At 50.2% G+C, this 24062-nt stretch carries 26 protein-coding genes; 13 read left to right on the top strand and 13 right to left on the bottom strand.

The window, feature by feature from the left end:
* The first annotated feature begins 145 nt into the window (after window positions 1-145).
* The 6 genes from ACFSDB_RS16375 (at window position 146) to ACFSDB_RS16350 (ending at window position 5761) form a co-directional block, all read left to right on the top strand.
* A complete protein-coding gene (locus ACFSDB_RS16375) occupies window positions 146-1570 on the top strand; it encodes a bifunctional metallophosphatase/5'-nucleotidase (protein WP_204892747.1) in 1425 nt (474 codons plus the stop codon).
* A gap of 80 nt (window positions 1571-1650) precedes the next feature.
* Entirely contained in the window at window positions 1651-1920 is a 270-nt protein-coding gene (locus ACFSDB_RS16370) for a GNAT family N-acetyltransferase (protein WP_204892748.1), read from the top strand.
* Window positions 1921-2038: 118 nt separating this feature from the next.
* Complete coding sequence (locus ACFSDB_RS16365; RefSeq protein ID WP_204892749.1) at window positions 2039-3304, top strand: erythromycin esterase family protein; 1266 nt, start codon at window positions 2039-2041, stop codon at window positions 3302-3304.
* A gap of 128 nt (window positions 3305-3432) precedes the next feature.
* Complete coding sequence (locus ACFSDB_RS16360; protein WP_204892750.1) at window positions 3433-3942, top strand: RNA polymerase sigma factor; 510 nt, start codon at window positions 3433-3435, stop codon at window positions 3940-3942.
* 3 nt (window positions 3943-3945) lie between these two features.
* Window positions 3946-4707 (top strand): hypothetical protein, encoded by a 762-nt coding sequence (locus ACFSDB_RS16355; protein WP_204892751.1) that lies wholly within the window; start codon window positions 3946-3948, stop codon window positions 4705-4707.
* 124 nt (window positions 4708-4831) lie between these two features.
* Window positions 4832-5761, top strand: a complete 930-nt coding sequence (locus ACFSDB_RS16350; RefSeq protein WP_204892752.1) for an aldo/keto reductase — start codon at window positions 4832-4834, stop codon at window positions 5759-5761.
* 40 nt (window positions 5762-5801) lie between these two features.
* On the opposite strand, the gene ACFSDB_RS16345 is transcribed toward ACFSDB_RS16350, so the two are convergent.
* Window positions 5802-6482 (bottom strand): hypothetical protein, encoded by a 681-nt coding sequence (locus ACFSDB_RS16345; protein ID WP_204892753.1) that lies wholly within the window; start codon window positions 6480-6482, stop codon window positions 5802-5804.
* Window positions 6483-6618: 136 nt separating this feature from the next.
* Here ACFSDB_RS16345 and ACFSDB_RS16340 point away from each other — a divergent pair, with 136 nt between their 5' ends.
* A complete protein-coding gene (locus tag ACFSDB_RS16340; RefSeq protein WP_204892754.1) occupies window positions 6619-6921 on the top strand; it encodes a hypothetical protein in 303 nt (100 codons plus the stop codon).
* Between the two features lie 27 nt (window positions 6922-6948).
* On the opposite strand, the gene ACFSDB_RS16335 is transcribed toward ACFSDB_RS16340, so the two are convergent.
* The 4 genes from ACFSDB_RS16335 to ACFSDB_RS16320 form a co-directional block, all read right to left on the bottom strand.
* Complete coding sequence (locus tag ACFSDB_RS16335) at window positions 6949-7200, bottom strand: hypothetical protein (RefSeq protein ID WP_204892935.1); 252 nt, start codon at window positions 7198-7200, stop codon at window positions 6949-6951.
* Between the two features lie 107 nt (window positions 7201-7307).
* On the bottom strand, window positions 7308-8261 hold the full coding sequence (locus tag ACFSDB_RS16330) for an ATP-grasp domain-containing protein (protein ID WP_204892755.1): 954 nt from the start codon (window positions 8259-8261) through the stop codon (window positions 7308-7310).
* Window positions 8262-8271: 10 nt separating this feature from the next.
* Window positions 8272-9330, bottom strand: a complete 1059-nt coding sequence (locus ACFSDB_RS16325) for an LLM class flavin-dependent oxidoreductase (protein WP_204892756.1) — start codon at window positions 9328-9330, stop codon at window positions 8272-8274.
* A gap of 181 nt (window positions 9331-9511) precedes the next feature.
* Window positions 9512-9991, bottom strand: coding sequence for a PaaI family thioesterase (locus ACFSDB_RS16320; RefSeq protein ID WP_204892757.1), 480 nt, complete (start codon window positions 9989-9991; stop codon window positions 9512-9514).
* A 682-nt stretch (window positions 9992-10673) separates the two neighbouring features.
* Here ACFSDB_RS16320 and pepF point away from each other — a divergent pair.
* On the top strand, window positions 10674-12488 hold the full coding sequence (pepF, locus tag ACFSDB_RS16315) for an oligoendopeptidase F (protein ID WP_204892758.1): 1815 nt from the start codon (window positions 10674-10676) through the stop codon (window positions 12486-12488).
* Between the two features lie 63 nt (window positions 12489-12551).
* Here pepF and ACFSDB_RS16310 read toward each other — a convergent pair whose 3' ends face one another.
* The 4 genes from ACFSDB_RS16310 to ACFSDB_RS16295 form a co-directional block, all read right to left on the bottom strand.
* Window positions 12552-12821, bottom strand: coding sequence for a hypothetical protein (locus ACFSDB_RS16310; RefSeq protein ID WP_204892759.1), 270 nt, complete (start codon window positions 12819-12821; stop codon window positions 12552-12554).
* 137 nt (window positions 12822-12958) lie between these two features.
* Window positions 12959-13600: an NAD(P)-dependent oxidoreductase gene (locus ACFSDB_RS16305; protein WP_204892760.1), complete on the bottom strand. Its 642-nt coding sequence runs from the start codon at window positions 13598-13600 to the stop codon at window positions 12959-12961.
* A gap of 22 nt (window positions 13601-13622) precedes the next feature.
* Window positions 13623-14630, bottom strand: a complete 1008-nt coding sequence (locus tag ACFSDB_RS16300; RefSeq protein ID WP_204892761.1) for an LLM class flavin-dependent oxidoreductase — start codon at window positions 14628-14630, stop codon at window positions 13623-13625.
* An 80-nt stretch (window positions 14631-14710) separates the two neighbouring features.
* The gene (locus tag ACFSDB_RS16295; protein WP_204892762.1) at window positions 14711-15445 is read right to left on the bottom strand and encodes an MBL fold metallo-hydrolase; all 735 of its coding nucleotides are present in this window, start codon (window positions 15443-15445) and stop codon (window positions 14711-14713) included.
* 117 nt (window positions 15446-15562) lie between these two features.
* Here ACFSDB_RS16295 and ACFSDB_RS16290 point away from each other — a divergent pair, with 117 nt between their 5' ends.
* The 4 genes from ACFSDB_RS16290 (at window position 15563) to ACFSDB_RS16275 (ending at window position 18771) form a co-directional block, all read left to right on the top strand.
* Complete coding sequence (locus ACFSDB_RS16290) at window positions 15563-15877, top strand: YflT domain-containing protein (RefSeq protein ID WP_204892763.1); 315 nt, start codon at window positions 15563-15565, stop codon at window positions 15875-15877.
* Between the two features lie 270 nt (window positions 15878-16147).
* Window positions 16148-17227, top strand: coding sequence for a YkvI family membrane protein (locus ACFSDB_RS16285; RefSeq protein WP_204892764.1), 1080 nt, complete (start codon window positions 16148-16150; stop codon window positions 17225-17227).
* A gap of 84 nt (window positions 17228-17311) precedes the next feature.
* A complete protein-coding gene (locus ACFSDB_RS16280) occupies window positions 17312-18463 on the top strand; it encodes an acyl-CoA dehydrogenase family protein (RefSeq protein ID WP_204892765.1) in 1152 nt (383 codons plus the stop codon).
* A 5-nt stretch (window positions 18464-18468) separates the two neighbouring features.
* Window positions 18469-18771, top strand: a complete 303-nt coding sequence (locus tag ACFSDB_RS16275; protein ID WP_204892766.1) for a DUF3219 family protein — start codon at window positions 18469-18471, stop codon at window positions 18769-18771.
* A gap of 63 nt (window positions 18772-18834) precedes the next feature.
* Here ACFSDB_RS16275 and ACFSDB_RS16270 read toward each other — a convergent pair whose 3' ends face one another.
* Together ACFSDB_RS16270 and ACFSDB_RS16265 are read right to left on the bottom strand one after the other, a co-directional pair.
* On the bottom strand, window positions 18835-19098 hold the full coding sequence (locus tag ACFSDB_RS16270; protein WP_204892767.1) for a DUF3006 family protein: 264 nt from the start codon (window positions 19096-19098) through the stop codon (window positions 18835-18837).
* A 5-nt stretch (window positions 19099-19103) separates the two neighbouring features.
* Window positions 19104-20210 (bottom strand): MBL fold metallo-hydrolase, encoded by a 1107-nt coding sequence (locus tag ACFSDB_RS16265; RefSeq protein ID WP_204892768.1) that lies wholly within the window; start codon window positions 20208-20210, stop codon window positions 19104-19106.
* Between the two features lie 115 nt (window positions 20211-20325).
* On the opposite strand from ACFSDB_RS16265, the gene ACFSDB_RS16260 reads away from it, so the two are divergent.
* Entirely contained in the window at window positions 20326-20595 is a 270-nt protein-coding gene (locus ACFSDB_RS16260; RefSeq protein ID WP_204892769.1) for a hypothetical protein, read from the top strand.
* A 243-nt stretch (window positions 20596-20838) separates the two neighbouring features.
* On the opposite strand, the gene ACFSDB_RS16255 is transcribed toward ACFSDB_RS16260, so the two are convergent.
* Window positions 20839-21648, bottom strand: coding sequence for an SDR family oxidoreductase (locus tag ACFSDB_RS16255; protein WP_204892770.1), 810 nt, complete (start codon window positions 21646-21648; stop codon window positions 20839-20841).
* A gap of 16 nt (window positions 21649-21664) precedes the next feature.
* Complete coding sequence (locus ACFSDB_RS16250; protein ID WP_204892771.1) at window positions 21665-24055, bottom strand: glycogen/starch/alpha-glucan phosphorylase; 2391 nt, start codon at window positions 24053-24055, stop codon at window positions 21665-21667.
* Window positions 24056-24062: the final 7 nt, after the last annotated feature.

Raw genomic sequence — 24062 nt, 5'->3', positions numbered from 1 at the left:
CATTCCATTTCTACTTTACGCGTTGAATATGAAGTTTTCATGAATATCGGCTCCTTTTTTGCCATAAGGTGAAATATTCGTGAAGCATTTCTTTTTCCCTTACACTGAAAAAAGTTTCATACTATTTGGGAAAAGAGGGAACGCCATGCGATTTACATTGATTCAGCAAAACGACACCCACGGGTGCCTCGAAATGCATAACGAGCTTTTTTGGAGCGAGGACGGCCCGGTCTTGAAGAAGGCCGGCGGATTTTCACGTATCAGCCGCTACGTCAAAGACCTTAAAACCGAAAATGAACGGGTGCTGTTTTTTGATGGCGGGGATTTGTTCCATGGCACATTGCCGCTGGTCGCCAACAAAGGAGAAGCGATCTTGCCGATTCTCGGGAAAATGGGGCTCGACGGCTTCGTACCCGGCAACTGGGACTTTTCTTACGGCAAAGAACAGCTCCGGCATCTGGCGGAGAGCCTGCCCTTCCCCGCCCTCGCCTGCAATGTCACTGAGGAACAGACGAAGCAAAACTTCCTGCGCCCTCATATCATTAAAGAACTGGACGGTCTCCGCATCGCCATCATCGGCTTGACGTATCCATATGTGGACATCACCATGCCCCCCGGATTTTCGGAAAGACTGGATTTCACAATCGGCGTGGATGAAGTGCGCCAATCGGTCAACGAGCTGAAAGGAAAGGCCGATGTCATTGTGCTATTAAGCCACATGGGCCTGCCGTTGGATGTGAAATTGGTTTCCATGGTGGATGGCATAGACATTGTCCTCTCCGGGCATAGCCATGACCGCATCACAAAACCGATCGTCCAAAACGGAGCCCACATTGTACAGGCAGGCTCAAGCAGTTCTTTTTTAGGCCGCCTGGATGTGGACGTCCAAAACGGCGCCGTAAAGGATGTCCATTACCAACTGATCGAAGTGGATGAGCTCTTTGAAGAGGATGAAGAAATCAAAGGGATGGTCGACAGCCTCTTGTCCAGCTACGAAAAAGAAAGAACTGCTGTCGCGGGCGAAACCCGGACACTGCTCCACCGCATGACGCTTGAAGAAGCGCCCATGGATAAATTGATCACAGACGCCTACCTGGCTGCTTTTGAAAGCAGCGCCGCATTCTCCCATGGTTGGCGCTACGGGCACCCGATGCCTGCAGGTCCGCTTACGCTCTTTAACCTGCACACCATCATTCCAACCAACCCTGAACTGTTCACATTGGAACTGACGGGCGAGGAATTGTGGAAAGCTCTGGAGAACAACCTGGAACAAGTCTATTCCTCTGATCCATTCGAGCAAAAAGGCGGCTATGTCCTCCGCTCAAGCGGCATACGGATGACATTCAAGCCCTACAATCCCAAAGGGCACCGGATCCAGAGCCTGCAGATCGTGGGCGAAGGATTCGATCCCGGCAAGACCTACCGGATTGTCGGCGGCGGGAGCCAGGCCTTCAAGAATTTTGAAAGCCGGAAAAATTATCAAACGGCAAGAGCCATCGACGTTATTCGGGACTCTCTCCAAAAGGCGCCCTTTGAACAGAAGCGAGGCGCAGATATCGTCAGCGTCTAGGCGCCGCTGCATGCAGGTATGAATAACTTCTCCAAAACCGGGAATACAGAAGGGAAAGCAAAACCAAAGGAGGCAGCCTGATGGAAATCATACAAGACACCGACCGGTTTGTGGTCACAGAGGATTCAGAGGAACTTGGGTATATTTCATGTGTGCCGGACGGGGACGTTCTGACGGTGGACCATACAGAAGTTTCATCGAAACTGGAAGGCAAAGGCATGGGAAAAAAACTGGTTGGGCATGTTGTTCAATATGCACGGGATGAAGGCAAGACCATCGATCCCAAATGCCCATTTGCAAGATCGGTCATTGAAAAAACTCCGGAATTCCACGATGTTTTAGCGAAATGACCCAGCACCTGCGTAAAGCAGGTGTTTTTTTATTGTACGGGGCTTTCCGTGCTTTGTTTTAGTCAGGCGGATGCGGGAACACTAGGAGTAACAAGGGATACGGAAAGGAGTTTTCAACGTGGAACAGTCACTTGAAGAAGCCGTCAGAATCCATGCAAAACCTTTTGGTTCACCTGCAGACCTGGCGCCGATCCTTGAGGCGATCGGCGATGCCAAGATCGTCATGCTCGGCGAGGCGAGCCATGGCACCTCGGAATTCTATACCGTCCGGGCGGAGTTATCCAAGCGCCTGATCCAGGAAAAAGGGTTTTCGCTCATTGCCGTCGAAGGCGACTGGCCCTCCTCCCATCAAGTAAACCGCTTTATCAAAGGCTACGGGCATGAAGGGAAAACCGCACACGAAGTGCTGCAGGCTTTTTCGCGCTGGCCGACCTGGATGTGGGCGAATGAAGAAATCGCCGATTTTATTGTCTGGCTGAAAGAACACAACATGCAAAGCGATGCGAAGACCGGTTTTTACGGCATCGACATCTACAGCTTATGGGAGTCGATGGATGAAATCGTCCATCACCTCACGCATACTGACCCGGACGGCGGCGATTTGGAGCTGGCGAAAGCAGCGTTTTCCTGCTTCGAGCCGTTCAACCGCAAATCAGACAGCTACTCCATCGCAAGCGCTAATTTCTCCGCTGCTTGTGTGGATGAAGTGTCGAAGCTTCTGGCGTCAATACGGGCAAATCAGGAACATTATCAGGACGAACAGGAAGGTGATTTGAATCTTGGCATCAATGCGCTGGTTGCCAAAAACGCTGAGGATTACTACCGGTCCGTGATGAAGAGCGGCGAAATTTCCTGGAACATCCGGGATGAACACATGGTCGAAGCGATCAACGAGGTCCGGGATTACCACGGGAAAGACGCGAAAATCATTATTTGGGAGCACAATACGCACATCGGCGATGCCCGGGCGACAGACATGCGGAACGATGGCATGCTGAATGTCGGCCAGGTGCTCCGGGAACAAAACCGGCCCGAAGATCTATTCGCGGTCGGATTCGGCACATACCAAGGCACAGTCATCGCTTCAGAAGCTTGGGGCATCCCGCACGAAGTGATGGAAGTCCCTCCTGCCCGCACCAATTCCTGGGAGGAAATCCTTCACCGCACCGGCGCCCACGATAAATACTTGATCTTCGATTCCGATAATTTCTCCGCCTTCGACCGGTGGACCGGCCACCGGGCCATCGGGGTCGTCTACAACCCGGAACACGAAGCTTACGGCAATTATGTCCCATCGAGAATATCCCGGCGCTACGATGCTTTTATCTTTATCAACGAAACAAAAGCACTCGATCCCGTACCGGTCAAGCACACCATTGAATAAACCGTAAAGACAGGCCATGCTGCCTGTCTTTTTTGATTCGAATGAAAATAAATCGAACTTTTCCCCTTCTTCTGAGGTAATACTAGTAAGAGGACGCAATGCATTGTGGAAAGAGGTGAACCAAAGCGATGGGAAAACGGGATTCCATTAATAGAGACGACTTTCAAAAGCTTTATGAGGCCCATGCCGATTTCGCCATCCGGACGGCAATCGCCATCACCCGCAACAACGAAATGGCAAAGGATGCCGTCCAGGAGACTTTTATCCGGGTATACCGCAATTATTCCTCCTATGATCCGAATCTGCCGTTCGAACCATGGCTTTACCGGATCCTCGTGAACGAATGCCACAGGTTGCTAAAAAGAGAAGCCAAGCTTTCGGGCTATCACCACCCGTACCTTGAAAATGATCCGCAGGTTGCAGAGCCTTCATCCGAAAACCTGGCGGAGCTGATCCGGACCATCCAGAACCTGAAAGATTTATACCGCATCCCGCTCATCCTCAAGTACATCAAAGGATTCAGCGAACAGGAAATTGCGGAAATCCTTGATATCAATCAAAACACCGTTAAATCACGGCTGTTCACCGGACGTAATCGTTTGCGGAAACTCTTGGATCCCGCCCGAAAGGAGGCATAGGACGTGAAAAAAATAGATGACAAAGCAAAACACGCCTTGATGAAACACACTACCCCTCCCGAGAAGATGAAAGACGAAATCTGGAACCGCTTGGATAACGAACTGTTTAACGAAGAAATAAAACCGGAGAAGGTGCATACAATGAAACTGCGAATCCTCCCCGCCCTCTTTGCAGCGGCCGCTGTTCTGCTTCTGGTCTTCAGCTTCGGGACCGATACCGGACTGGCGCTCATCGACCGGATCAAGGAGCTGTTCGAGCCGGAGAAACAAGCGGTCCAAAGCATTGAAGGCACGGACGAAAAAAACGAAGTGCAGCTGAACGAAGGAAAAAACGCCGAATACGTCATCTATATCGACGAAGAGCGCTATAAAATGATCAAAGGTGCAGGCGATGAACCGGATGTCATCACCACAAAAGAACCGCTTCCGGAAAAGTTTCCCGAAGTCTCGATGACCATCGAACAAGTGCCGGATACCGCACCGGACGTTTTAGTGGGACGAATTGAAGAAGAATTGAAAGCGGAATTCCCTGACTTGCGGGAAGTGGAACAGGTCGAGGAGCCAGTGGCCGGCTACCAGCTGCACGGCATCGCCAATGGCGGACAGGCATGGGATGATCCGGTGGTCCACGCCTACGTCATCCGCAATGGCAACGGAGGAAGCTATGTCATCACGGAACGCTATTTCCTTGAAGCGGCAGAAGGCCACGGCGCCCGCTTCTATGCCATGCTCCAGGAATTCCACATCGTCGGAGCCCAGGAATGAAACTGATACTGCCGCGCCCATCAAGGTGCGGTTTTCTCATCCGCCAAGCGCGCCGGGTGGGAATAAAAAAACAAGAATGTTATGATAATTTTATTCTGTTTGATGAAAAGGAGTTGGCTAGTCCATGGCAAAAGTTCAAATCGGCAAGACGGATCTGCAGGTAAACCCGATCGGCCTCGGGGCAAACGCGGTCGGAGGGCATAATCTCTATCCGGACCTCAACGAAGACACCGGAAAAGAGCTTCTTCACGCCGGCATCGACAACGGGCTGAATTTCATCGATACCGCCTATAGCTACGGCTACGGACGTTCAGAAGAATTGGTGGGTGAAGTCTTGCAGGAGTCCGGCGCGCGCGATGAAGTGGTCGTCGCGACAAAAGGCGCCCAGCGGAAAGGCGATTCGGGCATCATCCGCGACAACTCCCCTGCTTTCTTGCGCCAGACGGTCGAAGACAGCTTGAAGCGCCTGCAGACCGATTACATCGACTTGTTCTATATCCACTTCCCGGATGAAGACACGCCAAAAGACGAAGCGGTCGGCGAGCTGCAGCGAATGCGGGAAGAAGGGAAAATCCGGGCGATCGGCGTTTCCAACTTCTCGATGGAACAGCTGAAACAAGCGAACAAGGATGGCTATGTCGATGTGTTCCAAGGCGAATACAACCTGATCAAACGCCAAGCGGAAAACGAATTGCTGCCTTACGTACTTGAGCAGCAGATTTCCTTTGTCCCGTATTTCCCGTTTGCAGCCGGGCTGCTCGCTGGGAAATATACGAAAGACATGACATTCAATGACCTGCGGAAGAACATGCCGCATCTGCAAGGTGAGGAATTCGAACACAATTTGGATAAAGTGGCGAAATTAAAGGCCATCGCCGAAGACAAAGGCGCGGACACTGCTCCGCTCGTACTCGCTTGGTACTTGGCACGCCCAGAAATAGACGCCGTCATTCCCGGTGCGAAACGTGCAGACCAAGTGCTCGCCAATTTGAGTGCACTCGATATCCAGCTGACGCCCCAGGAAATCAACGCAATCAGCGAGATTTTTTCATAAAACGCAAAAAACCGGACCTTCAAGAGGTCCGGTTTTTTGATTAAAATTCCCCTGAGCCAGGGTTTAATGAATATAAGAAGTTCCAGCTGTCCGATTTGTACAAGGCGTGGAACGTCAGCTTCTCGCCTGAACCGAGCGTTACGACGTCCTGCTCAATCGCGACCACCATAGCGGTCGACCCATTATCCAGATTCAAGTAGACATCCCCAATCGAAGGCTTGATCGCATTCGCTTCCCGCAGCTGCTCTTCGAGATTGGCATCCTGCTCCAATTGCTCAGAAGGCACTTGTGACTTGTCGAAATACGAAATGTCGTTGCTTCCAGGTTCTTCCCCTGGCACCATGACATAGAATTCCTTCGATTTCACCGTGTTCTGGCGCGTCGTGATAACGTCCTTGCCTTCAACAGATTCAACTTTTTCAAATTCGTTGAGCCCGTAATGGTCGGTATAATCCGGGTCCGGCTTGGTGATCAAGATGAACCCGCCGGCTTCCGCCCCGACATCTTCCCGCAAAGTGTATCTTGTTCCCATCAGCATTAATGAATCCAGATGCTTCGGTTTGTAATACGTCACTTCGTCCGCTTTGGCTTCGAACTGCTCCATGTCTTTCACCCGGAACATCAGCACCGATTTTTTCGCCAGCGGTTTGACGGAATACACTTTATGCAATTCGTTTTTGAAATAGACGAATTGCCCTTTTCGTACTTGCAGTAATTTCATTTTTTTATCCCCCGATCTTATCATTGCTCTCGCGTACATTCTAGAGCAAACTAGGACAGAAGTCCATGCATGTACTTGGATGATTCCGTTTGATATAGTGGAATCAGATGCACCATGCTGAAAGGAAGTGCCGGTTATGGAATTTGAAAACCGAGATGAATACATCATTAAAAAATATCAGCAAGATGAAAATACCATGATCCAGTTGTTCGTTCACTGGTGTTTGAACCACAATTTAGACCCGCTCGCTTTATACCAGCGCGCTTACCCCGGCCAAGCCAAGAATGAAGCACTTGCGCTTGCTGCCGAAGAAGCGGCCGCCGAGCCGGAAGACATCGAAATCGATCATGCCACTATCCTGGAAATCCTCCAGATGTTCGGCAACGATGATTTGGCGTTTGTCGTTGCGGAAGAAATTGAAAAGCTTCCCGAAAAATAAAGATCGAGTGCTGCAGGCACCCGGTCTTTATTTTGTTCGTCTGCGAAGCTCTTTTGCTTTGTTCTCAATATAGCTCGTGCGCAAGTTCTCGTAACGGTTGGAAGCCACGTTGCTGTAGATTTTGTTCAGCCGCGCGTCCATATCGGGTTCTCCGGGCTCTTCCTCGATTTCTTCCGGCTCCACCGGATCTGCCTCTATCGCTTTGGTTTCTTCCGCTGCTTTAGGTTCTTCGTTGGTTGTTTCTGCCTCTACTGCTTCTTCATTTCGTTTTTCTTCCATGCTCCATCGCCCTTTCCTTTTCTAATCAGCCTGTTACAGAATTTTTCCCTTAAGGCATCCCCTTTAAACCCCGCGAAAAAAGCACCGCCTAAGCGATGCTTCGATAATCAGTAATTTGTCACTTTCAGGCCCTTCAATTCCGCTTCCAGGAATTTTGCCAGTTCAAGCATGCCGTACGTGCCGTGTGCGGCTTCGGCATCTGCATTGTAATTGGTATTCGTGTTGACGTCGTAAGTGAAAATATCGCCTTCTGCATTGCGGATAAACTCGATTCCAGCGACCGCAATCCCGTTTTGGCGAAGGAATTCTTCGTAATTGGCAAGAATCGGATCATCGAAACCTTCCACCACTTGGAATTTCGGTTTTTCTTCTGATTCTTCGCCGACCGGGCAGAACAAATCGTCGATGCGGCAGGCATCCGCAGGACAAAGTTCAAAGCCTTCTGACGTATCCACTTGTACCGCATAGACAAACTTGCCGCCGACAAATTCGCAGCGCGTGATAAACGGTTCCGGCGCCTGGATGTATTGCTGAACCAGGGTGATGCCATCGATCGACGGTTCAAAACTGCCGCCATTCAAGTATTCATGCAAAGCTTCCATCGAATGGAACAATTGCACGCCAAGGCCTTTACCGGCACGGTTGTGTTTGATGATGAAAGAAGACTCGCCCAATTTTTCCGCTGCTTTTACGATTTGCTCTTTGCCGTTGGCAGCGATCGTTTTCGGCGTCTGGATGCCGGCAGCATTCAATGCCATATACTGATTGACTTTGCTGACTTCCAACCGCAGGGCGCGGCTGCCGTTGAAGACCTTCCGGCCATGGTGCTCAAGCCATGCAAGCAAGGACTCTGTCAATTCCGGCGCGTAGCGGTGGCCTCTTGTATGGGAAGATGCACTCATCCGGCTGTAAAAGACGCCTTCCGGCGGCGCTTCGGTCAAATCGACCAATCCTTCATTGATAAACCAGTTTTCATAAGGCAGCCCCAGTTCGTCCAGACGTTTGAACAGGTGGGTTGTCCATTCTTCATTTTCGTGGATGACGTATATTTTTTCAGTCATTGTCTTCCTCCTAGTTGGAAAGCGTTTGAAGCGCTTTGCGTTTTTCTTCTACTAATGGCATTACTTTCTGTGAAAAGCGTTCCATTTCTTCCAGCTGCGGCGAAAATTGCAGCAACAATAAATCCAGCCCCGCTTCTTCGTAAGCCAGAATGCGGTCCGCAATCTCTTCCGGCGTTCCGATCAAATTCGGGCGAAGCCCGCGGTTCGATACGGAATAGTCTTCGAGCTTCACTTGCTGTTCCAATTGTGATTTCGAAACAAAATCGTTGTAGCCGACATAGCCGCTCGCATCTTTCATGTCGACGATGCGGGCGTATTCCGCTTTAACTTCTTCTTCGGTGTCACGGCATACGACGTAGGCTGCCATCCCGAATGATTGCAGCGGTGCATTCCCTGCAGCTTCACGCAATTTTTTCATATCTTCAATCTTGGCCTTGATTTCTTCTACAGTACCGCCGTGCATCACGTACGCGTCGCAAGACTCCACGATTGATTTCTTGCCGCGCGGGCTTTCCCCGCCAGCATAAAGAATCGGATTGGGGTTTTGGACCGGCTTCGGTTCCAAGCGCGCATTCTGGATATCGTAATACTTCCCTTTGAACGAGAATTCATCTTGGCTCCACATACCTTTGACAACTTGAAGGAACTCGTCGGTCCGGTCATACCGCTCATCGTGCTCGGTGAATTCCCCGCCGTACTGGCGTGCTTCCTCTGCCCACCATGCAGAGACGACATTCAAGGTGAATCGCCCATTGGAAATCCGGTCGATGTTGGCGGCCATTTTGGCAGTTATAGCCGGATTATGGAAAGCCGGACGGATCGCAGTCATGATTTCGATTTTCTCCGTAACCGCCGCCAATGCAGCCGCTGTGGACCAAGCTTCGAGTGAATCAGCTTCCATCCCTTTTATATCGTTCAAGTTCAGTTCAGCGATTAAGGTGGTGTCATAGCCCCATTTTTCTGCTGACTGTACGACTTGTTTGGCGTAATCAAATGTTGCCGGCATGTTCTCATCTTCTACATTACGAAGCCATCCGCCGAAAATCGGCAGCCAAAATCCATATCTCATCTCTGCTCTCTTCCCTTCTTATGCTGAAATCTTAATCGTTAAAAAATTCACTTTCTTTAAAGGAATAAAGTGATTATATAATAAACCGATTATTCTTACCAGCGAACTAGGTTATTAAAAAATAAAAAACCATCCGAAGATGGTTTCTTTACGAATTCTACTGTGCTGCCTAGAAGATGCTTTACTTTGCAAATGAAGCTGGCATTACGACGGCAACGACTTCGCCTGTTGCACACACTGCGTCTCCGGCAAACACTTCAACAGCCACTTTGAATTTTTTCGGATGAATTTCCTCTACTCTTCCTACTGCTTTTAATACAGTGTCCTGCGGCGTCGGTTTTTTGAAGTCGACGTGCAAGGAAGCGGTGACAAAACGCGGCGGCTCCTCTCCGCTTCCCGGTTCGAATCCGTTTTTCCGGTGCAGTGCGAGTGAGGCGGATCCGGTGCCGTGGCAATCAATCAAAGAAGCGATTAAGCCACCATATACAAATCCCGGAATGGCTGTGTGCTCCGATTCGGGCTGATAATAGGTGACGGTTTCTTCTCCATCCCACCCTGTCCGAAAATGATGGCCTTCTTTGTTCATTCGCCCGCAGCCGTAGCACCAGGCAAAATCTTCGGGATATTCATCTTGGATCGCCTGTTTCACGTTTTCAGTCATGAGATCTCCTTCTTTCCCGTTGAATTTTACAGTCTTTTTACATCCTATCACAACTTGATGGAAATAAAATGATTATTCAGACGGGAATGGCACTGAAAAATGGCAAAGGAAAAAGCATGACCCTTTTCGACAGGCCATGCCCTTCCTTTTGCTGCCCCTCAAACTTCCAGTGAGGGGGAATGCACGCGGAAAATTTTTATTCAATTCTTCTACAATTGTGATGCCTGACGAATTTGTTAACCCTCGCCAATGCACGTTCGTTTTGCTAACTGTCATTTGCCTTTAAGGCTTTTGCTTCGCATATACCTCTCAGCGAAATTGGTGTTTCTGCAGCTAGCGTAATTAGATGCACTTCCACAAAAAACTTACCTTTTACTGATTTGATACTGTCTGGATCGAAACCTTTTGTTGCATGGTCTCTGACAAGAGTTGCATATCGCCAGTAAAGCAAAATTTTCCGCCAAGGCTGTGCAAGTCATCGTCTGGATGCGTTCATAAACTTACATCGTTTATACGCGTTTCCCTACGTTATTCCGCCTTGTACTATTGTTATTCCACCGATCTAAAAGTTCTAAACCTGTTTTTTAGAATTTTTAATTTATTTTTTACTTTTTCCCTCTCGTTCTTTATACTAAGAAATAGTTCGATAACCGTATTAATTTAAACAGAGGAGAGATATTCGATGGTTAAAAGTTTACCGCCCCGCTCAGAAGTCCCAAAGCAAGATACATGGGATTTAGAGCCTTTATTTGCATCAAGCGAAGCATTTGATAAAGCACTCGAGGATATAGAGGAAAAAGCCGCCAGCTTCCACCAGCAGTTCAAAGGCAACGTCCGGGATGCGGAATCCGTCATCGAAACATTGAAAGCCTACTCGGCCCTTTACGAACAAATGGTGCCGGTCAGTACATATGCGAGTTTGTCCCTCAGCACCGACCAGACGAATGACGAAGCACAAATGCGTTCAAGCCGATTCGGTTCGGTGTCTGCCAAGATTGGCAGCCAGCTTTCTTTTGTCACCAGTGAATTGCTTGAATTGCCTGAAGAGACCTTGAAAGCCGCTTCCGGGAAATCGGCGGAATTCGAAAATTTCCTGAAGCATGTGCTGCGCGAAAAACCGTATCAATTGCACCCGGAAGCCGAGAAGGCTTTAGCTGCCTATTCATCGACCTTCAACGCCCCTTACGGCCTTTACAATACAACCAAAATGGTCGATATGGCTTTTGACGATTTTGAAGCCAGCGGCAAGAAGTACCCGCTCAGCTATGTTTCGTTTGAAGGCGACTGGGAGGCAGAACCGGATGCGGAATTGCGCCGGGCAGCGTTCGACGCTTTTTCGGAAAAGCTGAAAGATTATCAGCACACCACTGCCAAAACTTACGACATGAAACTGCAGATTGAGAAAACGACATCCGACTTGCGCGGGTATGACACCATCTTTGATTATTTGCTATTCAACCAGGAAGTCGACCGATCGCTCTATAACCGCCAAATCGATTTGATCACCGAAGAGCTGGCGCCGCATATGCGCAAATATGCCAAGCTGCTGCAGAAAGTGCATGGCCTTGAGAAGATAACGTTCGCAGATTTGAAAATATCGCTTGATCCGTCTTATGAACCGGAAATCACCGTGGAAGAGTCCAAGAAATACATCAATGATGCACTGAGCATCATGGGAGACGATTATTTGGAAATGGTCGAGCGCTCCTACTCGGAACGCTGGATCGACTTTGCGCAGAATACTGGGAAGTCGACCGGTGCGTTCTGTTCAAGCCCTTACGGCTATCATCCTTATATCCTGATTTCATGGACCGGCCGCATGAATGAGGTGTTCGTTCTGGCGCATGAACTCGGCCATGCCGGACATTTTTACAATGCCAACCGAGAACAGAATATTTTCAACGCGCGCCCTTCGCTTTACTTCATTGAAGCACCGTCAACGATGAACGAGATGCTGGTGGCCAATCACCTGCTCCAAAACTCGGACGACCCTAAATTCAAGCGCTGGGTTATTTCGTCGATTGTGGCACGTACGTATTACCATAATTTCGTGACGCATCTGCTCGAAGCGGCTTACCAGCGGAAAGTCTACGAGCGGATCGATGCCGGACAAAGCGTCAATGCCGGTGTGTTGAACAACCTGAAACGCAGTGTCCTGGAAGAATTCTGGGGAGAAGATGTAGAAATCACGCCAGGGGCGGAATTGACATGGATGCGCCAGCCGCATTATTACATGGGCTTGTATCCGTATACTTACAGCGCCGGCTTGACGATTTCGACGCAAGTATCCAAACGGATTTTATCCGAAGGCCAGACCGCGGTCGATGAATGGCTCGAAGTATTGAAAACGGGCGGCACCAAAACGCCGGTTGAACTGGCGCAAATGGCCGGCGTGGATATCACGACCGAACAGCCGCTGCGTGACACCATCGCTTATATCGGAGAACTGATCGACGAACTGGTTTCGCTGACTGATGAAATCGAAGCAGGAAAATGAGTAGCAAGGTCCCCCGTGACCTTGCTTTTTTTGTTTTCAGCCAAAAGAAAAAACCCTGATTGCTCAGGGCTTTTTGTCCGGTTCGCTTTTTGCACCTTCTGATTTTACGTGCTGCTCTTTAGGCGCGCCCGCTTCATCCTGCTTTTTTTCAATGGCGTCGTTGGTCCCGTTATAGAACGCTGGGTAGCCTTGTTGTTCGAGCTGCTGCACTTCCTTGCGCGAAGCTCTCATCAGCAGGCGGACAATAAAGATGGATAATACAAAGATGACAAGAATCGAAATGATTCCCGGAATATATTCAGATTTATCTTCAGGAAAATACAGAAATTCCATTTGGTTGTTCCCGCCTTTAGGTTTGAATTTCTTCTCATTATACAGGATAGGAAATTTCAAATTGCCGGCGAACGTGAACATTTAGTGGCAAACTTTTGGCGATTCGCGTAAGTATTTGCCGGCATTCCTTACACTGTTCAATGATTTTCCGACACGACCGTGAAGCGTTTGTTCAGATGCCGGGGATGTTCAATCTCATCCAGCAATGCGATTGCATAATCCGGATAGCTGACATAGCTTTTATTTTTCGAATTAAAGAGGATGCTGTCTTCCCCAATCTGGTAGCGGCCGGTCCGGGAGCCATCCGGATCAAAAAAAGCGGCCGGGCTTAGAAACGTCCATTTGATCCCGTCTGTTGCTTCAAGGTCTGCAAGGTTCTGGCTCTGGCCTGCTGCAATCGCCTTGAAGGCATCCGGAAATTCCGGTGTTTCGATCAGCCGGGTCGTTTTCGCTTCATCAACAAACAAACTGCCGGCTCCTCCGACTACAATCAGCCGGGTGCCCGGCGCCCCTTTCAACGCATCGATCAAAGCCTTGCCTGCTTCCATGTGCTGCTCGGCTTTTTCCGGCGGGACCCCGAACGCGTTGACGATGACATCAAACTCCCTCAAATCTCCTGTTGTCAGGTCAAATAGATCTTTTTCCATGACGCTTGCCCGCTTTTCACCAAGCTTTGAGGCATCACGGACAATCGCCGTTACGTCATGCCCGCGCAACAGCGCTTCTTTCATAATGAAACTGCCTGCTTTCCCCGTTGCTCCGATAATTCCGATTTTCATGCCTGCCGCCTCCATTTTTAATTTAGAGTTGATCTACAGCTTCTTTCAGAATTTCATACGAACGCTTGCGTTTTTCCTGGTCGTAAATATAAGAAACTGCCATCAATTCGTCCACTTGCAGCTCTTCGATAAATGGCTCCAATTGGCTGGCGACCGTTTCACGGTCCCCGATAAATGTGTACTGGGACATATTGCGCGCCACGTTTTCTTCGTAAAGGCTCCACTTGCCGTCCATGGAATCGACAGGCGGCTGCAGCAGATTCTTGGTGCCGCGCACGACATTCAGGTAGAACATCTGGCTGGATGTCACCAGTTTCCGAGCTTCTTCATTGGTTTCTGCAGCCACTGCATTTACACAGACAATGACATAAGGCTCTTCCAAGTACTCGGAAGGCTGGAAATGATCCCGGTAAATCCGAAGGGCTTCTTTCAGCTGCTGCGGGGCGAAATGGGCAGCGAAGGCATATGGAAGCCCGAGCCGCGCTGCAAGCTGTGCGCTCGAAGTGCTCGATCCCAAGATAAAGATCGGCACCTCTGTCCCGACGCCCGGATAAGCATGGACCATGCTTTGGTGTTCAATGGGCTTCAGGTAATTCTGAAGCTCCACCACATCTTGCGGAAAGGCATATGCCGTTTCCTGCGTGGTCCGGCGGAGCGCATGGGCCGTCTGCATATCGGTTCCCGGCGCACGGCCGAGACCAAGGTTGACGCGGCCCGGATACATCGTTGCCAATGTCCCGAATTGTTCCGCCACCACCAACGGCGTGTGGTTCGGCAGCATGATGCCGCCAGATCCGACTTCGATCTTCTCGGTATGGTCGAGCACTTTGGAAATCAATATCGACGTCGCGGAGCTCGCGAGTGTCGGGGTATTATGGTGTTCGGACAGCCAGAATCTCCGGTAGCCCAATTTTTCGGCATGCCGGGCAAGCCCAACCATGTCGTCAAACGCATCTTTTGCAGTAAATCCTTCTCTGATGGGTACCAGGTCCAAAATGGAAACCGGCATCGATGTATGTTTTTGGTTCATTGATAAACTTCCTTTCCTATCGCTCTAAGTTAACAATAGGACCAAAATACGCCCGAGACAAGCCATCTGCTTCAGGCGCTCTAAATCTCCACGCTGTGGCCGATTTTTGCAAAATCCGCTTTTCCACGGAAAGCGCCGCGAGCGGCGTCCAGAATTTCTAAGATATCCCCGTACTGCGGCAAGTGGGTCAACCAAAGCTCTTTGACGCCTGCTCTTACTGCCAACTCTCCAGCTTGCCTTCCGCTCATATGCCCTTGGATGATGCCGACATATTTTTCGTACAGATTGGCTTCGGCCACTAATAAGTCTGCACCTTCGGCAAACCCGATCAATTCATCTTTCCACGCCGTATCCGCTGTGAACACCACGGACTTTCCGCCAGCGGTGAATTTCAGCGCCAGGCAATAAACCGGGTGCACCGTCTCGCAGAATGACACTTCAAACGGGCCAAGTTCGAGCGTTTGCGATGCTTCGACAGCCCGCCCTTCTGTAACCCCTTTATAGGAAAGATTGCGGAAGCCGTCTTCATCCCGGTCGTGTGCGTAAATCGGGAATGGCGTCTTCCATTCCTTCAATTGCATGCCGACCATGGCCGCGTGTTGAAGTACACCGATATCTGCGATATGATCCGGATGGTAATGGGTGATGATGGCCGCATCCAAGTCGCGCAGCTCGGTGTAATTCTGTACCGCCGCCAGCACCCCGCTCCCGCAATCCACCAGGCAGCGGAAGCCTTCATGCTCCAGCAGAAAAGATGATGTGGCTTCGTTCTTATTGGGATAGCCTCCCCAGATGCCGATCGTTGTGATTTTCAAACAACCACTCCTTTTTGTTTTTCCCCATTATACCTGATTGCCTCAGCAGCTTGTTGTTTACCTGTTAGAGCACGGGGTATATAAAATAATGAAGCTCATAAAATTGGAGGGATTACTTTGATAGTAAAACTGACAGTAGAAAATGCACTGCAAGCAAAAAGCGAAATTGAACGACTGGAAAGCCAAGGGTACGACGACGACGATATTTACATTTTTGCACACGACCCGCGCAGACAGCACGACATCGCTGAAGCATTGGATGCAGAAGATCCTGATTCCGGCTTTATGACTAAACTGAAGAACTTGACGACATCGCGCGGCGACCAATTGCGTTCCGAAATGCAGTCTGTCGGTTTGACCAAAGAAGAAGCAGACCAGTATGAAGAAGAACTCGACAAAGGCAAGTTGTTGATTGTTGCTAAAAAAGACTGATGGACCATGACAGGCAGGGCCGCCCTTATGCAGGGCGGTTTTTTGCATTTCCGCAACGTTATTGCAGCCTATTGATTTATGCATGAATTCACAAACTTTTCATGGATTATAAATGAACCTTCCCCACTGAACATAGGTCCATTGTAACCCCTTACATATTATTCATTGTTTTCAACAGCTGATATTGCTATATTTGAAAAAGGTTAATTTTCTAAATTCACGTTTCGGAAACCTTTCAAGAATAAGAAAATACCTATAAGGGGGAACATCATGAAGAAGAGTTTGAAAATGGGAAGCGCATTTATCGGCATTATTGTTGGTGCAGGTTTTGCTTCCGGACAAGAGATTTTGCAGTATTTTACAAGTTTCGGCATCATGGGCATCCTGGCTGCTCTTATATCGACTGTCATGTTCGCCTATCTGGGCATGAGCTTGACCAGGCTTGGCAGCCGCATGCAGAAAACTTCCCATAAAGAAGTGATCTACGGCATCAGCGGAAGATTGCTCGGCACAATTGTCGATTACATAATCATTTTTACATTATTCGGCGTCGGCGTCGTCATGATTGCAGGGGCCGGATCGATTTTCACCCAGCAATTCAATCTTCCTGCAGCATTAGGAAGCACAGTGATGGTGGTTTTGGTCATCTTGACCATTATGCTCAATGTGGAAAAAGTAATCGCCATCATCGGCAGTATTACGCCTTTCCTTATCCTGACGGTCATCGTCCTTGCGATTTATAGCCTGGCTACGATGGATTCGTCCTTTGCAGCTCTGGACCCGATTGCGAAAGAGCAGTTGTCAGCAGTGCCGAACTGGTTCTTATCAGCACTCAATTATGCCTCTTTCAATATTGCCGTCGGCGCTTCAATGGCCATTGTCATGGGCAGTACTGAAAAAGACGAAAAAATTGCAGCACGCGGAGGCCTATACGGCGGCCTTGGACTAGGTGTCCTGATCATTTTGAGCCATTTGGCGATTTTTGCGAAAGTGGACGAAGTCGGCAGCGCTGAAATGCCGATGCTTCAAATCGCGAATGATATTTCACCTATCGTCGGCTGGGCCATGTCGTTCATTTTGTTCGGAATGATTTTCAATACCGCGGTCAGTATGGTCTATGCGTTTTCCGCGCGCTTTATGCACTCCGGCACGCCGAAGTTCAAGATTTTCGTCGTGGTGGTCGGAATTGTTTCCTACGTATTGAGTTTTGTCGGTTTCACCGAACTGGTGAATATGTTCTATCCGATTGTCGGTTACCTAGGGTTCTTCCTGGTAGCGGCGCTGATCTGGACAGACATCAAAAAGCCGGGCAAACCCGCATTCGTGAAAAACAGCCTGAACAGCAATTGAATGAAAGCCGCCAAAGCATGCTGCACCCGCTTTGGCGGCTTTTCATGTTATGGTTTTAGTAGCATTTCAGGAAGGAGCCATGTTATGGATGCGTTTATCAAAACAGCGGAACAGCAAAAACTGATCGAGGGCATCCGTGCGCTGGGCCCTTCCTTTCAACAGCGGGAGCCGGCGCTCGATGCGGCGGGTTCGTTTCCATTTCGCAACATTGAAGAGTTGAAGAAATTGGACTACCATACGCTGACGCTCCCTAAGGAATACGGCGGCCAAGGATTCGGGCTTTATGAATACATATTGGCCCAAGAAGCCATCTCGGAAGCCTCGGGCCCGACCGGCCTGTCAATCGGGTGGCATACCGGCATCGTACTGGAGTTTGCTGAAAATCGCCATTGGCATGCCCATTCAGCGGAGTGGCTGATGAAAGAAATCCGCAACGGTGCATTGGTCAATACGGCGGCAACCGAAAGCAACGCCGGGAGCCCGACGCGAGGCGCACTTCCCCGGACCACAGCCGTGCCGGAAGGCGGCGACCTGATCATCACTGGCGAAAAAACGTATGTCTCTATGGCACCGGCTCTGGATTTTTTCTTTGTAACGGCCAGCAGCGCCAAAGATGAAGTGATTACTGTCATCATCCCGCGCGATGCGGCCGGCGTCACGATCCTTGAATCTTGGGACAGCGTGTCCATGAGAGGAACTGCCAGCCAGACCTTGCGCCTCGAAGGGGTCCGGATTCCTGCTTCGTACGTATTGAAAACGGCCCATGCCGCAGTACCAGCAAAAGGCTGGCTGCTCCACATCCCTGCTTGCTATATCGGGATCGCGGCAGCGGCACGGGCCTATGCCCTTGAATTTGCCGTTTCGTATGCCCCTGCATCTTTAAGGAAGCCCATTGCTGAGACGCCGAGCATCCGGCAGGCCATCGGCGAAATGGAGCTGGAGCTCGAAACGGCCCGCCATATGCTGTACGGCACTGTTGAGCGCTATGAAAACGCTGCGGACAAATCCGCGCTGCAAGGAGCGCTGGATGCCACGAAAATCGCCGTCACCCAAGCGGCCTTGTCTATCGTCGACCAAGCCATGAAAATCGTCGGTTCCCGCGCATTGTCAGAAGCCAACCCGATGCATCGCCATTACCTGAATGTGCGGGCAGGGCTCTACAATCCGCCGATGGAAGACATGGTAAAGGCCCGGCTCGCACAGCAGGCCATTGAATCTTGCCAGAAAAAGGAGTGAAGCAAATGCCTGTCCACGTTTACCTCAATGACCGGCTGATAGAAGCCGTCCATTTTTCAGAAGAACAAACCGCCGAACCGAAGCGCCAAAAGATCGTCCTCGATTTCAAAGTGACAAGTGAAGATTACCATGATGTGGCCGTTCTGTTGTACGAGATGGAATTCCATGTCCGTGTGCCCGAGAAAAATCTTGATTTCCAGGCGGCCATCACCAATTATTCCACTTCAGTGACAAATCTTTACCTCGGCAATGAAGTCGCCGACTATCATCTGGAATTGACCGAAAAAGATGAAGCGGCACGCCAGTAGCCTTTCCTTAATAAAAACTTAGATAGAACAAAACGAGGGTCCGACAGCAGCCGGACCCTCGTTTCATTTCCGCTTGAAGCGGCTTCTGCTCCGCCTTCCCCTTAGCCTTTGCAGCAAGCTCTGCACTTGGCGCTCTTTTGCTGCCGCGGTTTCCGCATCAAGGGAAATCGATGTGATTTCTTCGTCCTCAAGCACAATATCGAACCAGGAATTCACTTTGCTTCCCGGCGGGAGGCGATCTGCCGGGAAAATGATTTCCCGCTGCTCCTCTTCGATCAGAATGACCGCCTGCCGGCCATCTTCAATCCGGTCCAGTATCCCTTTCATCCCATTCACTCCCCTATGCATGCCAGCCCTTGTTCATTGATGGCGTCGATTGTTCCTTGCCCGATTCCCTTGATCTCATCGAGTTCGTCAAGCGATTCAAACGGCCGGGCCGCAATGATGTCTTCCGCAAATGCCGGGCCGATTCCGTCAATCTCCTGCAGCTCGGCTGACGAGGCAATGTTGATATCGATGCAGCGGTTTTTCCCTTCAACAGGAACCCCTTTTTGTTTCTCCACGATTTTATAAGAGGTTCCATCAGTTTCCACACGGATTGTGCCATTCACATCGGTGCCGTATACTTCTGCACCGGCATTCTCGACAGCGGCTAAGACTTCCGCATGCGGATGGCCATATGAATTATCAAGCCCGGCGCTGTAGATCGCCACTTCCGGCGAGACGGCCTTCAAAAAGGCGTTGCTTGTGGATGTGTTCGAACCGTGGTGCCCCAAATGGAGGATTTCCGCATCCAGATCTGCGCCTCTGCCGATCATCTCCTGTTCTTCTTTCACTCCCGCATCCCCGGTCATGATGAATCGGACGTTCCCATACGCAAGTTTCAGCGAAATGGATTCTTCGTTCGCCTGGCCAGTCACCTCTTCGGGATGGAGCACTTCGATTTCCATTTTCCCGACGTCAAACGTTTCTCCGGCCCTCGGTTCATAGTAATCCACTTCGTTTGCTTCAATCGCTTCGAGCGCACGGATGAAAACGTCCGACGTACTGGCGTTTCCAGACATCCATACTTCGCCGGTTTCGAATTGTTCCAGCACTTGGTCAAGCTGGCCGATATGGTCGGCATCCGGATGGGTGCCGACAACAATATCAAGTTTCTCCACGCCTTGCGCTTCCAGGTATTGAACGGTCTCTTCACCATTCCAGTTTCCCGTATCAATCAGCACCGTATAGCCATCAAATTCAAAGAGCGTCGCATCCCCTTGGCCAACGTCGATAAAGTGGGCAACAAGCCCGTCTCCGCTTTTTCCGCCAGCAGCCGGTCCGCCGGTTTCCGCCCCTTCATTTCCGCTCTTCGGCGCCGTTCCCGGCTGGTTCAAACAGCCTGCTAAAAGCAACAGCAGCAATAAATAAATTCCTTTCAACCTTGTTTTTTTCACATTCCCTCTCCTCTTTCCTTACTGAATTTTACCATATTGGGCGCCAGGCATTCTTCTTCGAACCTGATTTATGGTAGAATGAAAAAAACATCCGTTGGAAAAGGAGGGCGTCAGCTTGGAGGACTTGTTGAAATTGATGTTGGCTGAACTGCGGGATTTCCGTGAAGAAACTAACGGCAAATTGGAAAAGCTGGAAGCCGGGCAAAAAGAGCTGAAAGACTTGCTGCGGCACAACAGCGCATTGACAATGGAAAACCTGACCGATATCCGGCAAGATGTACGGGCGAAAAACCGGGATGTGGAAGCTGACGTCAACCTCCTCTTCAAAGAACTTGAAGCGGTAAAAAGGCAGACCAATAAGATGGACCATCTATTCCGCGTTTGAAGGAATGGAAAAAGGGGCTGTCTAAAAAGCTCCAAACTAAAGACCGGAGGAGAAAAAGCAATGCTTTTTCTCCTCCGGCCTTTTCTATTTGCTATAGGTGGCTGCTGGAAATGGAGGCGGCCAACTTGTTTGCGACGAAGCAGCGAAGCGATGCAGAGACAGGAGCACTGGTTTTACCAGCGAGCCCGCGGAAAGCGTCCGCCGCAATGGACAGCGGCCTTTTTAGACAGCCTCTCTCGTGTATTATGAAGACATGTAATCTCCGCCGTTGATGTGCAAAAACTGCCCGGTCATATAGGAGTTTTGCGGATCGGCCAAAAAGACGTACGCTTTTGCAAGTTCGTAGGGCTGTCCCGGACGCCCGGCCGGAACATCCTGGCCGAAGTCTTCAGCGACCTTTTCATTCAATCCGCCGAATGTCTTCGTGATGAGGGGTGTCCAGATGGGCCCCGGCGCAATGCCGTTCACTGCAATTTCCTCGCGGACAAGGCGCCGCGCGAGCGAACGCGTCATGGAGACCATGGCTCCGTTCGCTCCCGCATAGTCGATCAAATCGGAATGGCCACGGTACGCATTGATGGACGCTGTGTTGATAATGCGGGCGCCCCTCTTCAAATGCGGAAGCGCTGCACGCGTGAGGTAGAGCATGGCAAACGCCTTGATTTCAAACGTCTTCAACATGTTCTCATCTTTGATATCGAGCGGCGATGTTTCAGGGTATTGATAGCCTGCATTATTGACCAGAATATCGATCTGCCCGAACGAATCGAGCGCAAAACGGACCAGTTTTTCGCAATTCTCCGATTTCCCCAAGTCACCGCTAAGCGCTTTCGCTTCGCCGCCATATTTTTCAATAAGGTTCAAGGTTTTTTCAGTCGCTTCTTCATCCCCCAAATAGCCAATGACGACTTTCGCCCCTTCTTTTGCATAAGCGATGGCAACAGCCTGCCCGATTCCGCTATTGCCGCCTGTCACAATCGCCACTTTCCCTTCAAGAGCGCCGCTCGCTTTATAATCCTTCAAATCCGTATTGTCAAAGTCCAAATCTGCCATGCTTTATCTCCTTCCCTTACGTATAATGGTTTGTAAGTTCCTCCAGGTTCCAGACATGGTCTGAATATTGCTGGATGGTACGGTCGCTTGAGAAGATGCCCGACTGTGCAATATTGACAGCACTTATTCCCAGCCAGGCCGACGGCTCTTCATAAACTGACAGCAGCCGTTCATGGGCTTTTCGGTAAGGCTGGAGGTCTTTCAAGACAAAAAACGGATCGTTTTCATCGACCAATTGCTTTTTGATATAAGAGACGTTGCCCTCCCCGCCTGACAGCTCACCGTTTAGCAATTGGGACATCAAAAGCTGCAATTCCGGGTCATGGGCCAGCGTATCATTTGTAAAATAATTTTTTTCCTTTTCAAATTGCATCACTTGCTTGGCGCTCAGCCCGAAGATAAATGCATTGTCTTCGCCGACCTGCTCGACGATTTCGACATTTGCTCCGTCGTAAGTGCCGATGGTGACAGCCCCGTTCATCATGAATTTCATGTTGCCCGTACCGGACGCTTCTTTCGATGCGGTGGAAATCTGTTCGCTGACATCAGATGCCGGAAAAATCCTTTCCGCTTTGCTCACGCTGTAATCTTCGATGAATAAAATACGAAGATGGTTTTTTGCCAGCGGGTCGTTGTTCACTTTATCAGCCATGGCATTAATAAGCTTCAGGACTTGTTTCGCAAAATGATAGCTGGGCGCTGCCTTCCCTCCGAATATGAACGTCCGCGGATGAGGGCGGAAATTCCGATCGGAATGGAGATGGTTGAAAAGCAGCTGGATATGAAGAATGTTCATCAACTGCCGCTTATAGCCATGAACCCGTTTGATGTGCGCGTCAAAAACCGATTCCGGGTCGATCACGGCGCCATGCTGTTTGCGGATCCATTCCGCCAGCTGCCGTTTTTTCAGGAGCTTCACCGATTGCAGATCCTGCAGGAAAGAAGGATCGCCGGCAAAAGGGTTCAGACCGTGCAATTTTATCGGCTCCCGGATCCATTCATCGCCGATGGCGGATGAAATCAACCCGGTAAGTTCGGGATTCGCTTTCACCAGCCAGCGCCGATGGGCGATGCCATTCGTAATGTTATGGAATTTATGAGGAAAATAGTCGTTCAGTTCTTTCATTTCGCGCATTTTCAATATATCGGTATGGAGCCGGGCGACACCGTTCACTTTATAGCTTCCGACCACTGCCAGGGTGGCCATGTGCACAGCTCCCCCTTCAATGATGGACAGTTTCTTGCGAGCAGCTTCATCAAGATCCTGCTCCAGGACCTTTTCACGAAAGCGGCGGTCGATTTCCTGAATGATCATATAAATGCGCGGAAGCAGCGCTTCAAGCAGAGCACTGTCCCATCGCTCCATGGCTTCCTGCAGGATGGTGTGGTTCGTATAGGAAATCGTATGTGTGGTGATCTCCCAAGCTTCTTCCCATACCATTCCCTGCTCATCCATCAGCAGCCGCATCAATTCCGGGATGGCAAGAGCGGGGTGTGTGTCGTTGATTTGGATCGCTACATGCTTTGGCAACTCCGAAAGCGGGTAATCCCGTTCCTGGAGAATCGTCTGGAGCGATGAACTGCATAGAAAATACTGCTGCCGCAAGCGCAGGACTTTCCCGGCTTGCTGGGAATCATCGGGGTACAAGCGGTCGGAGATCTCAGACACTGCCTGCTGGTAGAAATCCTGTTCCATGCCTTCCGGAAGCGGATAGGAGGCCGACTCCGCCTGCCAAAGCCTCAGCGTATTGACCGTTTTTCCGCCAGCTCCGACAACCGGCATATCATAAGGGACTGCTTTGACCCATACCGCATTCCGCAGAACGGGTTTCAGCCGGTTGTCCTGCACTTCGAGGTGCACGTTTCCGTAAAACGGAATATTTTTTGCCAACTCTTCCTGCCGCATCCCCCAGTCTTCTTTTTCATCGATCCAGTGCGTCGGCGTTTCTCCCTGGTAGCCATCTTTGATGACCTGGGTGAACAAACCGCCTTTGTACCGGATGCCGTAGCCGTGGCCGGGCAAGCCCAGCGATGCCAAGGAGTCCATGAAGCAGGCAGCCAGCCGTCCGAGGCCGCCATTGCCAAGGCCGGGCTCCAATTCCTGTTCCTCGATTTCCGCTAAACTGAAGCCCATTTCCTCCAACCCATCCGAGACAAGGGAATGGACAGACAAATTCATCAAGTTCTGTCCTAGAATGCGTCCAGTCAGAAATTCAATCGAGAAATAATAAAGCTGTTTGTGCGCCTCTTCCCGCTGCACCCGTTTGTTCGCTTGCCAGTCGTCGTTGATCCATTCTTTCACCATTTCACTTAGGACCGAATAGGCGGCATGGAGCGATTCTCTTTCTTCCCGTTGTTCCAAGCGCATCATGAAGTCCTTTTTGAACCGCTCTTTTGTCTCGAACATCCGCCAT

Source organism: Planococcus chinensis (genome assembly GCF_042681545.1).
Lineage (GTDB): Bacteria > Bacillota > Bacilli > Bacillales_A > Planococcaceae > Planococcus > Planococcus chinensis.
Note: the sequence above shows the minus strand (reverse complement) of the source record. Positions and strands in the feature narration are given on the sequence as shown.

Coding starts and splice junctions, on each gene's coding strand:
- ACFSDB_RS16375 (WP_204892747.1), top strand. CDS start 146: ATGCGATTTACATTGATTCAGCAAAACGACACCCACGGGTGCCTCGAA.
- ACFSDB_RS16370 (WP_204892748.1), top strand. CDS start 1,651: ATGGAAATCATACAAGACACCGACCGGTTTGTGGTCACAGAGGATTCA.
- ACFSDB_RS16360 (WP_204892750.1), top strand. CDS start 3,433: ATGGGAAAACGGGATTCCATTAATAGAGACGACTTTCAAAAGCTTTAT.
- ACFSDB_RS16350 (WP_204892752.1), top strand. CDS start 4,832: ATGGCAAAAGTTCAAATCGGCAAGACGGATCTGCAGGTAAACCCGATC.
- ACFSDB_RS16345 (WP_204892753.1), bottom strand. CDS start 6,482: ATGAAATTACTGCAAGTACGAAAAGGGCAATTCGTCTATTTCAAAAAC.
- ACFSDB_RS16340 (WP_204892754.1), top strand. CDS start 6,619: ATGGAATTTGAAAACCGAGATGAATACATCATTAAAAAATATCAGCAA.
- ACFSDB_RS16335 (WP_204892935.1), bottom strand. CDS start 7,200: ATGGAAGAAAAACGAAATGAAGAAGCAGTAGAGGCAGAAACAACCAAC.
- ACFSDB_RS16330 (WP_204892755.1), bottom strand. CDS start 8,261: ATGACTGAAAAAATATACGTCATCCACGAAAATGAAGAATGGACAACC.
- ACFSDB_RS16325 (WP_204892756.1), bottom strand. CDS start 9,330: ATGAGATATGGATTTTGGCTGCCGATTTTCGGCGGATGGCTTCGTAAT.
- ACFSDB_RS16320 (WP_204892757.1), bottom strand. CDS start 9,991: ATGACTGAAAACGTGAAACAGGCGATCCAAGATGAATATCCCGAAGAT.
- pepF (WP_204892758.1), top strand. CDS start 10,674: ATGGTTAAAAGTTTACCGCCCCGCTCAGAAGTCCCAAAGCAAGATACA.
- ACFSDB_RS16310 (WP_204892759.1), bottom strand. CDS start 12,821: ATGGAATTTCTGTATTTTCCTGAAGATAAATCTGAATATATTCCGGGA.
- ACFSDB_RS16305 (WP_204892760.1), bottom strand. CDS start 13,600: ATGAAAATCGGAATTATCGGAGCAACGGGGAAAGCAGGCAGTTTCATT.
- ACFSDB_RS16300 (WP_204892761.1), bottom strand. CDS start 14,630: ATGAACCAAAAACATACATCGATGCCGGTTTCCATTTTGGACCTGGTA.
- ACFSDB_RS16285 (WP_204892764.1), top strand. CDS start 16,148: ATGAAGAAGAGTTTGAAAATGGGAAGCGCATTTATCGGCATTATTGTT.
- ACFSDB_RS16280 (WP_204892765.1), top strand. CDS start 17,312: ATGGATGCGTTTATCAAAACAGCGGAACAGCAAAAACTGATCGAGGGC.
- ACFSDB_RS16275 (WP_204892766.1), top strand. CDS start 18,469: ATGCCTGTCCACGTTTACCTCAATGACCGGCTGATAGAAGCCGTCCAT.
- ACFSDB_RS16270 (WP_204892767.1), bottom strand. CDS start 19,098: ATGAAAGGGATACTGGACCGGATTGAAGATGGCCGGCAGGCGGTCATT.
- ACFSDB_RS16255 (WP_204892770.1), bottom strand. CDS start 21,648: ATGGCAGATTTGGACTTTGACAATACGGATTTGAAGGATTATAAAGCG.
- ACFSDB_RS16250 (WP_204892771.1), bottom strand. CDS start 24,055: ATGTTCGAGACAAAAGAGCGGTTCAAAAAGGACTTCATGATGCGCTTG.